General features: G+C 62.0%; 6 protein-coding genes. 2 read left to right on the top strand and 4 right to left on the bottom strand.

Features of this window, described 5'->3' with window-relative positions; all coding sequences use genetic code 11:
• Positions 1-14: 14 nt before the first annotated feature.
• The 3 genes from ABDW49_RS23580 to ABDW49_RS23570 all read right to left on the bottom strand — a co-directional run bounded on the left by ABDW49_RS23580 (position 15) and on the right by ABDW49_RS23570 (position 9,213).
• Positions 15-2,663 carry a glycoside hydrolase family 3 C-terminal domain-containing protein gene (locus ABDW49_RS23580; RefSeq protein WP_343615772.1) on the bottom strand — a complete coding sequence of 883 codons (2,649 nt, stop codon included), beginning with the start codon at positions 2,661-2,663 and terminating at the stop codon, positions 15-17.
• Between the two features lie 124 nt (positions 2,664-2,787).
• Positions 2,788-5,661: a TonB-dependent receptor gene (locus tag ABDW49_RS23575; RefSeq protein ID WP_343617372.1), complete on the bottom strand. Its 2,874-nt coding sequence runs from the start codon at positions 5,659-5,661 to the stop codon at positions 2,788-2,790.
• A 657-nt stretch (positions 5,662-6,318) separates the two neighbouring features.
• Positions 6,319-9,213: a TonB-dependent receptor gene (locus ABDW49_RS23570; protein ID WP_343615770.1), complete on the bottom strand. Its 2,895-nt coding sequence runs from the start codon at positions 9,211-9,213 to the stop codon at positions 6,319-6,321.
• A gap of 295 nt (positions 9,214-9,508) precedes the next feature.
• On the opposite strand from ABDW49_RS23570, the gene ABDW49_RS23565 reads away from it, so the two are divergent.
• Together ABDW49_RS23565 and ABDW49_RS23560 are read left to right on the top strand one after the other, a co-directional pair.
• Positions 9,509-10,783, top strand: a complete 1,275-nt coding sequence (locus ABDW49_RS23565) for an MFS transporter (RefSeq protein WP_343615768.1) — start codon at positions 9,509-9,511, stop codon at positions 10,781-10,783.
• The gene (locus ABDW49_RS23560; RefSeq protein ID WP_343615766.1) at positions 10,780-12,390 is read left to right on the top strand and encodes a glycoside hydrolase family 43 protein; all 1,611 of its coding nucleotides are present in this window, start codon (positions 10,780-10,782) and stop codon (positions 12,388-12,390) included. Before ABDW49_RS23565 ends, ABDW49_RS23560 begins: the two co-directional genes overlap by 4 nt.
• A gap of 3 nt (positions 12,391-12,393) precedes the next feature.
• On the opposite strand, the gene ABDW49_RS23555 is transcribed toward ABDW49_RS23560, so the two are convergent.
• Positions 12,394-13,404 carry a LacI family DNA-binding transcriptional regulator gene (locus ABDW49_RS23555; RefSeq protein WP_343615763.1) on the bottom strand — a complete coding sequence of 337 codons (1,011 nt, stop codon included), beginning with the start codon at positions 13,402-13,404 and terminating at the stop codon, positions 12,394-12,396.
• Between the last annotated feature and the right edge of the window lie 151 nt (positions 13,405-13,555).

Here is a 13,555-nt window from a genome sequence, read left to right as displayed (position 1 = left end):
TCACGCCTGCCGCGTCAACGCGGGATCGGCGCGCCATAGGTGATGGTGAAGCCGGTTTCCACCGTGGGCAGCCCCTGCCCCGGCTGTCCGCCGCCAAGGCTCAGCGTATAGGCGCCAGGCATGACGCTGCGTTCGCCCTCCGGGTTTACCGCGCTGAGATCTCGCGGCGAAAGATCGAAGCTGACCTGCCGTGCCTCGCCCGGCTTGAGCGCCACGCGCTGGAAGCCGCGCAGGGCGATGTTGGGTACGCCAGGCGCCTGAGGGAAACGCAGATAGATCTGCGCCACCTCATCGCCCGCCCGCGTACCGGTGTTGCGCAGTTGCGCCGTCACATGCACGCCCTTGGCCGCATCGCCCTCCACCGGGGTGACGGTGAGGCCGTCATAGGCAAAGCTGGTGTAGCTGAGCCCATAGCCAAAGGGATAGACCGGCTTGCCGGTGAAATAACGATAGGTGCGCCCGTTCATCGCATAATCGTCGAAAGCGGGCAGATCGGCCAGCGTGTGATAGAAGGTCAGCGGCAGACGCCCCGCCGGATTGGCCTCACCAGAGAGCACCTGTGCCACGGCTAGACCGCCATGCTGGCCGGGATACCAGGCCTCCACGATGGCGTTGGCGTTGTCCTTCGCCCAGCTCAGATCGATGGCGCTGCCGTTCAGCGCCACCACCACCAGCGGCTTGCCCAGCGCCTTGGCGCTTTCGAGCAAGGCGCGCTGATCGGCGGGCAAATCAAGCGAGGTCTTGTCACCACCCGCAAAGCCCTCGACCTTGACCGGCATCTCCTCGCCCTCAAGATCCGAGGTGAGGCCAACGGCCGCCACCACCACATCGGCGCTGGCCACCGCTTTGCGCAGATCGGCCTGCTCATCGCGCGAGACGCGCTTCCAGAACAGGGCCGCTTCAGCCGGGTTGCCTCCTTCCACCGCGAAATGCAGCGGATAGCGCTGCCCCTTCTTCAGCGCGACATCGACCAGCTTGAGCGGTTCGCCCCAGTTGCTGGCGTGCTCGGCCGCGATGGCAGGCTTGCCATCCACATCGATGGCGCCCTTCACGCCGGTGACGCCCATGCGGTAGAAGCCGGTTTCGGGGGCCACGAAAAAGCCGCTCCACACCACCTTATAGGCGTCGGAAAGCGATTTGATCTCCTGCGCGTGATTGGCCAGGCGGGTTTCGGTGCGGGTGATGGCGGGGCGCTGTCCGAACGTGCGCTCGCCGCGAGGTTTCGCAGGATCGAGGGCATTGAAATAATCGGCGCGCAGCCCCGGCTTGCCCTGAGGCGTGAGAAAATGACCGGCTGGCACCGGATCGCCATCGGTGATCGATGCGCTGAAGGGCACCAGTTCCACCTGAGCATCGGGCATGGCGCGGCGCAAGCCTTCCACCACCGAGATCGGCGGGGCCGAATTGGGCGAAGAATAATTGCCGCGCAGCACGCGCGTCGCATCGCCCAGCGGGCCGATCACCGCGACCTTCACGTCCTTGCGCAAAGGCAGCGTGCCGTCGTTCTTGAGCAGCACCAGACTTTCGACCGCAGCGCGCAAGGCCATAGCGCGATGTTCGGGCGTGTCCACCATCTTCGGAGGCACAGGCGTGGTGTTGGGCCCCGCAATGCCGGGCAAATCGCCGTTGCGGTAACGCGCGGCAAACAGGCGCACCAGCGCGCGGTCCAGATCGGTCTGAGTCAGCAGGCCGCGCTGCAAGGCTTCGACATAAGGCTTGTCCAGCCCCTGCTTGCCGATGATCGTCCCACCGTGGCATTCATTGTCCACCCCCGCGCGGAAGGCCGCGGCCACGCCCGCCGCCGGGTCGGTGGCATATTTGTGATGGTCGGCGATATCGACCACCGCATCGCAATCCGACACGACATAGCCCTTGAAGCCCCAGGCCCCGCGCAAATGGTCTTTCAGCAGATTGTCGCTGGCGCAGGCCGGTTGTCCATCGATGCGGTTGTAGGCGCACATGATCGAACCTGCTTTCCCTTCCACGATCGCGGCGCGGAAGGCCGGCAGATAGGTGTCTTCCAGATCATGGCGCGAAACGAAAACGTCAGCGACATGGCGGGTGGATTCCGGCCCCGAATGCACCGCGAAATGCTTGGGTGTGGCGATCACCAGAGGATGGGCGGGATCAGGCCCCTGCATGCCGGTGACGAAAGCCACGCCCATATGCGCGGTGAGGAAAGGATCCTCGCCATAGGTTTCCTGCCCCCGGCCCCAGCGCGGATCGCGGAAGATGTTGATGTTGGGCGACCAAGTATCGAGCCCGGTGCCGATCTTGCCCAGATGGCCCGTCTCGCGCCCCAGCGTGTGCATGGCGCGCACTTCGGTGCCGATGACGCCCGCCACATCATGCAGCAGCGGCGGATTGAAGGTAGCCGCAAGGCCGATGGGTTCGGGGAAGTTGGTGGTGGGCACCGGCCCGAAAGCGCCATGGAGCGATTCCGTCCACCAATTGTAGGCCGGAATGCCAAGGCGCGGGATCGCCGGGGCCACATTGACCAGTTGCGCGATCTTCTCGTCCTGGGTCAACTGCGCGACAGTGGCAGTCGCCAGTTGCTCTGCCTGATCTGCCGCGCGCGTGTTCTGAGCCGAAAAGGCAACGACGCTCATGATCGTTGCGATGGACAGCAGCCTGCGCCGACGGCAGGCGAGCGATTGAGACATTTCTCTCTCCAGAAACAGCACAGCCAATTCAGACCGATCGCAACACATAGTCAGCGATCTTGAGGGTCAGTTTGCAGTGTCATGGCAGGCCGGTGATCCCTCACCGGCCCGCCGTCAGCTGTTATCAGAAATGATAACGTGCACCGAATGTAAAGCGACGACCATAGCTGTAGGCATCAAGCAGTTGGTTGCTGAAACGCCCATGGGTGCTGTAGGTCGAATTGTTGATGTTGGTGATGCCGCCGAACACCGAGACCTGCTTGGTGATGTCATAGCTCGACGACAGGTCGACCTGCACCTGACTGTTGACGAAGGTCGGCTCGGCGCCGAACTGGCCGGTGTTCTGGTTCTGGCCGAACTGCAGCAGATAGCTGTCGCGCCAGTTGACCGCGACACGCGCCTGGAAGCCGTGCTTGTCGTAGAAGGCCACCAGGTTCGCCGAATTGGCCAAGCCCGTCACGGCAAAGCCGCTCTGGCTGATGTCGCTGGAATCGTAGGGCTTGTTGGTGCCAACGAAAGTGGCGTTGGCGGTGAAGCCGAAGCCGCTGCGGCCAAACACATGCTGCAGGGCGATTTCCACGCCGCGCACCGTCGCGTCGGGTCCGTTGACATTCTGCGAGACGGCAAATTGCGCAAGCTGACCGGTCGTGGGATCGACCACGCCGTTGATCGTCTGCCGCTGCACGCCCGCCACGATGAAGTTGCTGACATGCTTGAGGAAGAAGTCGACCGAGAAGTAGGAGTTGGGCGCATAATACCACTCGGCGGCGGCGTCGAAATTGTCCGAGAGGTAAGGCTTGAGGTTGGGGTTGCCGCCCGTCGCCGTCAGGGCGCCCACGCGCTGGCCCGAGCCCACATTGAGCACCGGATTGAGCTTGGAGAGACCCGGACGCGTCAGCGTGCGCGAACCATCGAGGCGCAGATGCAGCTTGGGCGTCAGCTCCAGCTTCAGATCCATGCTGGGCAGCAGATAGTTGTAGCTGCTTCCCGCCACGATCGTGTTGGTCGCCCCATTGTTGGCATAGACCGTGGTCAGCAGCGTCGGGTCGGCGGTGCTGGTGGTCAGGGCGGTAGGCGTCTGGCCCAGCGCCAGCGTGTCGAGATGGGTGTTCTCGTAACGCAGGCCCGACACGAAGTGGAAGGGCATGCTGGCGATATCGGTGGTGAAGCTGCCGCGCACATAGGCCGACCAGCTCTTCTCCCTGATGGTCGCCACGCTCGACGGGCTCAGCGCCAGATTGAGCGCGCCGGTAAAGCCCGTGCAGCAGCCATAGTTGTAGCCGGGCACGTTGGTCGTCTGCGGATTGCCCAGGCTCTGCAGATAGGCATACACGGCCAGCGGATTGTAGGTCAGGATGCCCGGCGCCAGATTGCCGCTGTAACCCGGAATGAAGTTGGCGGTGCTGATCGTGCCGCCATAGATGCTGGAGGGCAGCGCCACGCCCGTGGTGCGGCCCGAAGCGGTGCCGTAACCGGCATAGGCCTGCCAGTAATTGTTGGTGAAGGTGTCGCTGGCCTGCAGGCGGAAGGTGTCTTCCGTATAGGAACCACCGAACTGCAGCTTGAAGTTCTCCTGCTCCCACGTGCCCTTGGCGTGGAACTGGCGCACCACGTCGGTGTTCTGCTGGGCCTGGCGCACCATCACATGCGAGCCGATCACCGAGGTGTTCAGGAACTGCCCGGCATTGCCCGAGGGCCCGATGTCATGCAGCACCGGCAGCGTGTTGCTGCTGTTGCCCGTGACGGCAAGGCCGGTGTTGGCGCCCAGAATGCCGCCATAGCCGATATCGGAGCTGTTGTTGCCGATCTCGCCATTGGGGTTGAGCCAGCTCTTGGCGAAGGCGGCGTCGAAGTCGAACTTCAGATGCTCGGTCGCCTCATATTTGAGGTTGGCGCCCAACTGGTTGGTGTTGATCAGCGAATGGGCGATGCCGGCATTCATGTCCATCGGCGTGCCGGGCTGGTTGAAGTCAACCGTGGTGCCGTTCTTGTCGAGCTTGACGTTGGTCAGGCTGCTCATGTTGAACCATGCGGCATAGCCATAGCTGTTGGTCTGCACGACCTGGCTGCTGAAATTGTCATCCACGGTCAGCAGCAGCTTGTCGGTCGGCTTCCACTGCAGCACGAGGCGCGCATCGACGCGCTCGTCGCGGGTGGTGGTCTGCTCGGCGCCGGCCTGCTGCGGGAACCAGCCCAGCACATTCTGCTTGTCGCTGGCGAGGCCACTGGTGGTCGAGCCCGGATTGCAGGTGGCCGCCGTGCTTCCCGAGAGCTGGCAAGGAGCGTAATAGCCGCCTTCCCAGCCATTGACGAAGACGTGGTTGGTGGTGGTATCGTGGCGCGAATAGGCGATGTCGCCCAGAATGCCGATCGTGTCGTCGGCAAAGGTCTTGCTGACCAGCAAGCCGCCCGAGGGCACGACATTGCCCTTGCGATCCTGGATCGAGCCCGACATCGCGGCCGCCACATGGAAGCCGGGGTGATCGAAGGGCTTGGGGAAGGCGATGTCGATGGTGGCGCCGATGGCGCTGGCCGAAACCGAAACGTCGGGCGTCTTGTAGACGCTGAGCTGGCCGACGAAATCGGAGCCCACGGTCGAGAAATCGACCGAGCGCTGCCCGGTGGCCGTCGAGATATGGCGCCCGTCATAGAGCGTTTCGTTGAAGTCGCCGCTGAAGCCGCGCACGGTCACGCCGGTCGCCTCGCCGCGGTTGCCCGAGATCTGCACCGACACGCCCGGCAGGCGCTGGAGCGAGGCGGCCACGTTGGGATCGGGGAACTTGCCGATATCTTCCGCTGAAATGGCATCGACAACGCCCGGCGCCGCGCGCTTGATATCCAGATTGCGCTGCAACGATCCGCGAATGCCCGTCACGATAATGCTCGGCGCGTCCTCAGGCGCAGGAGCCGCGCTCGCCGTAGGTGACGGCGATGCATCCTGCGCAAAGGCAGGACTTCCTACCGCCACTGCCAAGACGCATGAGGCGCCCGAGACCATCAATTTTTGCACAACCTGCCTGACCATACCTCTACCCCCTAGTGTTCGCCGGACATTTTTTCGTTCTCGACGACGTTCAAGACATGACTGTTCGGCATCACAATCGACACCGATGTGAAAAATATTCATTTTCTACTATGAACTACTGCATCTACACGCCTGCCGAGGCGCACTATCTCCCTGCCACGCCCCGTTCGACGCTTCACAGGAGTGTCGTAGAGCTAAAAGATAGCGCTATCAAGTCCAATTTTCACAGGCGAAATCTCGCTCGCAAAAATGGTTGTGGGCTGCGATCCCCTCTTTCGAAACAGCCCGCGATCTGTCGGAATGACGCCACAGCCTCCTGCCCGAAAGCCCGTTGATCCCACGCCCGTTGCTGTTCGATTCTCCAGGGAAAGGCGGCGTCCTCCGGCAAAGCGAACGAATCGTCCTACCTCTCGACAAGTCAGGTTAGCCGCGCGGCAGGCGAACTGATCATCCAATTCACACCGAAACGCCATGGTGTGAGGGAGGGTAGGCTTCTCACACCATGGCGCTGTTTTAGCGGAAACGGATCGCGCGCGAGCCGCTCCGCCTACCGACCGGCCCGCCGGAGAGGCATGGCAGACCGATCAGACTTTCCAGGAGGTGACCTGACATCCCAGGCCGCCCCGAACATCAAAAATTGAAACGCACGCCCGCGCGATAAACCCGCCCGATCTGGTCATAGAGAGCCGGATTGTTGAAATTGGGATTGGGCGGCGGCGAAACATTGGTCAGATTGTCGATCTTAAAGAATGAGGTGACATTCTTCACGATGTTGAACGATCCACCGATATCGATGTAGAAGGCCCCCGGCATGAAGTTGCTGTCGATCGTCGGATTGTTGACGGTGGACACCGGGCAATTTCCGGCCGAGCAGGTCACATAATTGTTCGCAAAAGTACCGTTGCTGAACCAACGCTCCTGCACCAGCAGCGAGAATCTGTCACTTTCATAGCTCTGCACCGCCAGCCATTTCCAGTGCGGTGTCGCGCCAAGGTTGGAGCCCGCACTGTCCACCGGTATGGTGCCTGGGAGCCCCGTATCGGTGATGTAGTTGACGACATGCGTGGCCAGAGCGCGCAAGTTCAGATTGCCGGGCAGCCCCAGCGGGCGACGCCAGCGATAGCTTGCCTCGATATCGAAACCTTCGGTGCGGATCGAAGCCAGGTTGAAAGGCTGGACGTTGATGTAATTCCCACCCACCGGATTGTTCAGATTGAAAGCGCCGCAAGTCTGGGGAAGAATATTCTGGTAGCAGTAATTCACGATGTCATTGGCGCCCAATGAGGAAATGACACCGCTGATCTTCAGCTTGTAATAGTCGAACGAGACATTGAGGCCAGGCAGCCACGAAGGGTTGGTCATCGCGATCCCGAACGTGCTGTTGCGCGCGATTTCAGGCTTCAGATTGGGATTGCCCACCGTGCTCTGGATCACGAGCGTCGCCACATTGTGGAACGGGTCGAAGAAGTTGGGCAGCGTGGTCGTCACCGGCGCGGCAAACAGTTCCGACAGGTTGGGCGCACGCACATCGCGGCTGGTCACACCGCGCAGACGCAGGCCGCTGATCGGCAGATCCCAGGTGCCGCCGACCTTCCAGGCCCAGACCGTGCCCGATGTGCTGTAATTGGTGACGCGAGCGGCACCATTGATGCTGGCCTTGCCCAGGCTTTCCGAACGCAGGACGGGCAGATCGGCCTCAAGGAAGCCTTCCTTCACGCCATAGGCGCCGCCGCCATTCTTGTAATTGCCCGCGTACCAATTGTTGCCGCCCGCGATCAGGACGGGGTCTGCGGGATAGGGGCCATAAGCCGGCGTGTTGTTGAAACCTGCACCGTAAGGATCGGCAGTAACGGTATAGAATTCATGGCGGAACTCGCCGCCGAAAGCGATCGACAGCGGCCCGGCCCAAAGATCGACCGGAGAGCCCGAAAAGTTGATGCTGGCCACGTCCTGCGTTTGGCGGGTGTGCTGATACGGCCCGGCTTCGGGCACCACATAGTTGCGCGCGCCCGCCGATGGCTGGCCGCCCAGAATGTTGAGCGGTTGGCAGCCATTCGCCCGCGCCACCGGATCACGACAGACAATAGCGCCGTTGAGCGAGATGGCATCGATCGCCTGATTGAAGCGCTGGGTCAGCAGGATGTTGCGCACATCGACCTGAGTGACGTTGGTCCCATGCTCGCCATAGATGTCATATTTCCAGTCGGTGCCGCCAACGGTGAACGTCCCCTTGCCGCCCAGCACGAAACGATATTGACGGCGATCGGTGAAGACGGTCGTGTTGCCCAGCGCGGCGTTGCTGGTACCGAACTGGAAGCTGGTGATCCCCGCATTGGTGCAGGCCGTCTGGATCGAGGTCGGCACGAAGGGATTGGCGCATTGAAGGGTCAGACCCGGCTTGTTTTCGCCATTCACGGGCTGATTATGCGTGTTCACCTTACCGAAGTTGAACGTCATGTAGACTTCGTTGCGGTTGTCGATGTCGAAGCCCAGGCGGCCATAGGTATCGAGGCGCTGCAGAGCCGATTGCAGCGAACGACCGGCATCGACATTGCCCGACAGATCGCCACCCAGACAGAAACCCGGATAGCAGCCCGCCACCGTGCCTGCGGCATTGCGCTGAGGCACACCGTTCGAACCATATTGGAACTGGAAGGGGTTGCCGGTCGCATCAAAGGCAATACCCTGCAGTGGTCCCGCGGTGATCAGGCCATATTTGGTGAAAGTGGTCGACTGGACCTGATTGCGCATCAGATATTGCGGTGATCCATCGTTGAGAACGCCGCGGTTGATCATCGAGGTCTGCTGGAACCAGTTGCGGCCATTGGCCAGCGCGGTGCCGAACTGGCCGCCGCCGATGCCCGCTTCCTTGCTGAATTCCACACTGCCGATGAAATGCAGGCGATCCTGCAGGAAGCTGCGACCATAGGCGATCTGACCCATGTACTGGGCATCGTCACCGTAATTGGTGATGCCGCCCTGAACATTGCCCTTCAGCCCCTTGAAATGGGTGTCGGTGATGAAGTTCACCACGCCGCCCACCGCGTCCGAACCATAGGAGGCCGAGGCGCCGCCGTTGACCACATCGACCCGCTTGATCAACAATTGCGGAAACAGGCTGATATCGGGTACGCCGGTGACATTGGCCCCCACCACGCGCTGGCCGTCGAGCAGGGTCAGCGTGCGGATCGCGCCCACACCGCGCAGCGAAAAGGAGCTGAGCCCCTGCTGCCCGCTCGAGGTGCTGAACGTGTTGACCTGAGAGCCCGTCGATCCCTGAAGCGAGGGCAATTGGGCAATGGCATTGAAGACGTTGGGCTGGGCATTGGCGGTGATGCTGGCGGCATCGACCACGGTCGTCGGCGTGGGTGCGGTGAAGCCACCTGTCGTGATGCGTGAACCGGTGACAATGATCTCCTTGTCCTCCGGCACGCTGGCCGCCCTGCCGGCTGAAGGCGGTGCATCGGCGCCCTGCTGACTGAGGTCAGCGGCAATGGCGCATGAGGGCAGAAGCCCCAGAGCCATGACGGCCATTCTCAAGGATGTACTGGAAAATAGGGCGCATTTGGCGATCTGAACTTGCCTTGTCATGAAAACTCCCCCTTTTGATTTTTATGAAATTGATTTTTATGTCTTTATTATTTCTGCGGAGATGAAGAATCATTGCAAATCATTCCGCGTTAACGCAAACGTTCTCTACTCCGACAAATGGGTCCTGTAAATATCCCGATTTTGTGTTGAATGCGGAAATCCAAATCGATATGCCCTACACCTATGACAAGGCGCATCGTCCGCCACACCCGCCCAAAGGACGGCATGAATGTTTTCGTTAACGTACCAAAAGCTGGCGACGCTTGGCCGCAAGAACGTCCGCATGGTCATGCTGACCCTGTTTGTCGGGGCGATGATCATCAACTATCTGGCGCGCTCGGTCATGGGCGTCGCCGCACCCGTCATTCTCTCCGAGCAGGGGATCACCAACCAGCAATATGGCTGGATCACCGGCGCCTTGCAGCTTGGCATCATGTGCCAGCCCCTGGCCGGCATGCTGCTTGATCGGGTGGGATTGCGGGTTGGTTTCGCTGTTTTCGCGCTGGCCTGGTCGGCGATCACCCTCGCTCACGGGCTGGCGCGGGGCTGGCTGGGTTTTGCGGGGCTCCGCCTGGCGCTGGGCATGGCGGAAGGCTCCGCGCAACCGGCGGGCCAGAAGCTGGTCGCCGAATGGTTCCCCGCCCGTGAACGCGGCATGGCGGGAGGGATCTACAACATTGGCGCATCGCTGGGGGCGGTTCTGGCACCGCCGCTGGTCGCCTGGTCCGTCTATGCCACAGGCAGCTGGCGTATCGCCTTCGTGGCCACGGGCGTTCTTGGCGGCCTGTGGGCCGCGCTGTGGTTTCTGTTCTACGCGCCGGTCAATCGCCATCGCGCGGTCACCCCCGAGGAACGGCGACTGATTGTCGAAGGGCAGGAAGCCCATCTCCAGGCGGGCGCGCCCAGCCTGCCACTCCGCCGCCTGCTGACCGATCGCAACCTTTGGGGCATCGCCTTGCCAAGGCTGCTGGCCGATCCGGTGTGGGGCATGCTGTCCCTGTGGCTGCCCTTGTATCTGGCACGCGAACGCGGCTTCGATCTCGCCCACATCGCCCTTTTGGCATGGTTGCCGTTCCTTGCAGCGGATCTTGGCTGCCTGTTCGGCCCGGCCGTGGCCAGCTTCCTCCAGCGGCGCGGTGTGGCTCTGGTCAATGCGAGACGGATGACCTTCTCTCTGGGCGCCTTGATGATGACGGGCGTGGGGCTGGTGGGGCTCGTGGCCAATCCCTATGTGGCGCTCGCCCTGCTTTGCCTTGCCGGTTTTGCCCATCAGACCCTGTCGGTCACGGTCATCACCCTGGCTTCGGACCTTTTCCCGCGCAACGATGTGGGCACCGTTGCCGGTTTTTCGGGCCTCGCCGCCAATCTGGGTGTCCTGATCTTTTCCCTGTCGCTTGGTAGCCTGATCGACTCGATTGGCTATTCCCCGTTTTTTCTCACGCTTGGCTGCCTTGATCTCATGGGTGCGGCCGTGCTCTGGACTTTGGTGCGCAAGCCATCATGACGACTTTTAGCAACCCCGTGCTGCGTGGGTTCAATCCCGATCCTTCCATTCTGCGGGTTGAGGACGATTTCTACATCGCCACCTCAACCTTCGAATGGTATCCCGGCGTGCAGATCCACCACAGCCGGGATCTGGTCCACTGGCGGCTGGCGAACCGCCCCCTCTCCCGCGCCAGCCAGCTCGATCTGCGCGGCGCTCCTGATTCCTGCGGCGTCTGGGCGCCCGACCTGACCTATGCCGATGGACTTTTCTGGCTGATCTTCACCGATGTGAAGCGCTATGGCCAGACCACCGTCTCGGGTGCCGAGGGCGCCTCCTGTCGCGACTTCCACAATTATGTGGTGACCGCCCCCAGCATCGAGGGCCCCTGGAGCGATCCCGTCCACATCAACAGCAGCGGCTTCGATCCGGCACTGTTCCATGATGAAGACGGGCGCTGCTGGGTGCTCAACATGCTGTGGGACCATCGCTCCGGTCGGGACCGCTTCGGCGGCATCATCATCCAGGAGCTGGACAAGGCCAGCATGCGCCTGATCGGCGAGCGCCACATGATCTTCGGCGGCACCGAGCGCGGCTTCACCGAAGGCCCACATCTCTATCGTCACGATGGCTGGTATCATCTGCTGGTGGCCGAGGGCGGCACGAACTGGAACCATGCCGTGGTGATGGCCCGCAGCCGCACGCTGCTGGGGCCTTATGAGGTACATCCCGATGGCGCGGTGCTGTCCGCTCACGGTGCGCGCGACGGCGCTTTGACAAGGGCAGGTCACGGCGATCTGGTGACACTCAAGGATGGCAGCGTCTGGCTGGCCTATCTCTGCGGTCGCCCTCTGCCCAAGCTGGAGCGTTGTCCATTGGGGCGCGAAACCTCGATCCAGCCCATGGTCTGGGGCGATGACGGCTGGTTGCGCAGCCTGACCGCCCATGCCGCACCCGATCCCACCCCTCCACGGCCGATGCTGGCACCTCACCCCTGGCCCGAGACGCCGTGGAACGGTCATTTTGACGGTCCGGACCTGCCCGGCGCCTTCCAATGGCTGCGCAGCCCGATGCCCGAGCGGCTTTGGAGCCTGACCGAAAGGCCGGGCTGGCTAAGGCTGTTCGGCAGGGAATCCATCTCGAGCCATTTCGAACAGGCGCTGATCGCACGGCGCTTCGAGCATTGGTCCTTTACCGCCACCACCCGCCTCGATTTCAACCCTGCCCATTTCCAGCAGGGCGCCGGGCTGGTGTGCTATTACAACAGCACCAAGTTCTACTATTTCACCCTGTCATGCGACGAGGACAGGCGCTGCCTGCGCCTGCTCTCCGCAATCCCGGCGAAAGGCACGCGCGATGAGCTGGTGTGCGACACCGTTCCCGATGGCGATATTGACATGCGCGCCCATGTGGACGGCCCATCGCTGCGTTTCGGCTGGCGTTCTGCGGATATGCCGGACTGGCAATGGATCGACCATGACCTCGACGTCAGCGTTCTGTCCGATGAGGTATCGCTGCAAGGGCTTCCCAATTTCACGGGAGCCTTCGTCGGGGTCGCCTGTCAGGATGTCTCGGGCGCAGGCTTACCGGCGGATTTCGCCTTCTTCCACTACGCGCCGCAAGACTGATGCTCAGGGATGATCCTCGGGAGCGATGGCGGCGGTGGACTCGCGGTAGATGATGCCATGTTCCAGCACGATATCGGCCCCGGCACCGGTCTGTTCTGTCCCCAGCGCGGTCTGGCGCGCCACATAGGCAAGCGCTTCAGAAGCCAGGCGGCGCAATGGCTGATGCACCGTGGTCAGCATCGGCCAAAGGGTTACGGCCGCCGAGCTGTCATCGAAACCCACCACGGTCAGTGCGCCGGGCACATCGATCTGGCGGCGATGCGCAACCGACACCACGGCAGCAGCCATATCATCATTGCTGGCGAAGATCGCGGTGGGCGGCCGCGGAGAATCGAGAAGCTGCTCTCCTGCCGCAAGCCCGGAGCGATAGCTAAAGTCGCCCTGCACCACCTGAACCTCAACCTCGCCAATTTCGCGCACCGCAGCGTAAAAGCCGGCCATACGTTCGGCGCTGGCCCTCTGGTCGGGGTTGCCCAGCACGAAGCCCAACCGACGATGGCCAAGGTCCAGCAGGTGACGGGCCATTTCATAGGCGGCACGATGGTTGTCGATGCGCACGCATTGGGCATCATCGACATCATAGGCGCCCAACACGGCCATGGGCAGCCCAAGCGGCCTCAGAACATTGAGAACCTTGCGCGATTCCCCCAGCGGAGGCGCCAGAATAAAACCGGACAGGCCGGAATCGGCGAAATCCTCCAACTCCGCCTGGGTTGGCGGATGGCCATTTTCTCCCTTCAGCAAAGCCAGCCGCGCGCCATGGATCGAGGCTTCCTCGAACATGCCGGTCAGCATTTCGCTCATAAACGCGGCGCTCGGATTGGAATAGATGATGCCGATCTGAAGCTGGGTGGAGGTGACCAGACTGCGCGCGGCGGCATTGGGCGTGTAGGCGAGATCACGAATGACGCTTTTGACCATCTCGCGGGTTTCGTCGCTCACGCCGCTTCGCCCATTGATGACCCGCGACACGGTCATCGCCGAGACGCCCGCCACGAGAGCAACGTCATTCATTGTGGCGCCGCCTTTGGGCCGGTCGGACTTCACCATGCTTCTCTATTCCCATCGCTTTGGTGCCCAATCTTATTCCCTGTCAGGAATTCACGACAACGACAAGAGAACTCGCGACAAGGAATGCGCATCCGCGCCGACAAACATCGAACAC

Origin of the sequence: Novosphingobium sp. (genome assembly GCF_039595395.1) — a bacterium.
In the GTDB taxonomy this organism is placed as follows: domain Bacteria; phylum Pseudomonadota; class Alphaproteobacteria; order Sphingomonadales; family Sphingomonadaceae; genus Novosphingobium.
The sequence above is the reverse complement of the archived record's forward strand: the minus strand, read 5'-3'. Positions and strand labels throughout refer to the sequence as shown.

What these genes read in the sequence shown, in the direction of transcription:
- ABDW49_RS23565 (WP_343615768.1), top strand. Translation starts at nt 9,509, where the DNA reads ATGTTTTCGTTAACGTACCAAAAGCTGGCGACGCTTGGCCGCAAGAAC.
- ABDW49_RS23580 (WP_343615772.1), bottom strand. Translation starts at nt 2,663, where the DNA reads ATGTCTCAATCGCTCGCCTGCCGTCGGCGCAGGCTGCTGTCCATCGCA.
- ABDW49_RS23560 (WP_343615766.1), top strand. Translation starts at nt 10,780, where the DNA reads ATGACGACTTTTAGCAACCCCGTGCTGCGTGGGTTCAATCCCGATCCT.
- ABDW49_RS23555 (WP_343615763.1), bottom strand. Translation starts at nt 13,404, where the DNA reads ATGAATGACGTTGCTCTCGTGGCGGGCGTCTCGGCGATGACCGTGTCG.
- ABDW49_RS23570 (WP_343615770.1), bottom strand. Translation starts at nt 9,213, where the DNA reads ATGGCTCTGGGGCTTCTGCCCTCATGCGCCATTGCCGCTGACCTCAGT.
- ABDW49_RS23575 (WP_343617372.1), bottom strand. Translation starts at nt 5,661, where the DNA reads ATGGTCTCGGGCGCCTCATGCGTCTTGGCAGTGGCGGTAGGAAGTCCT.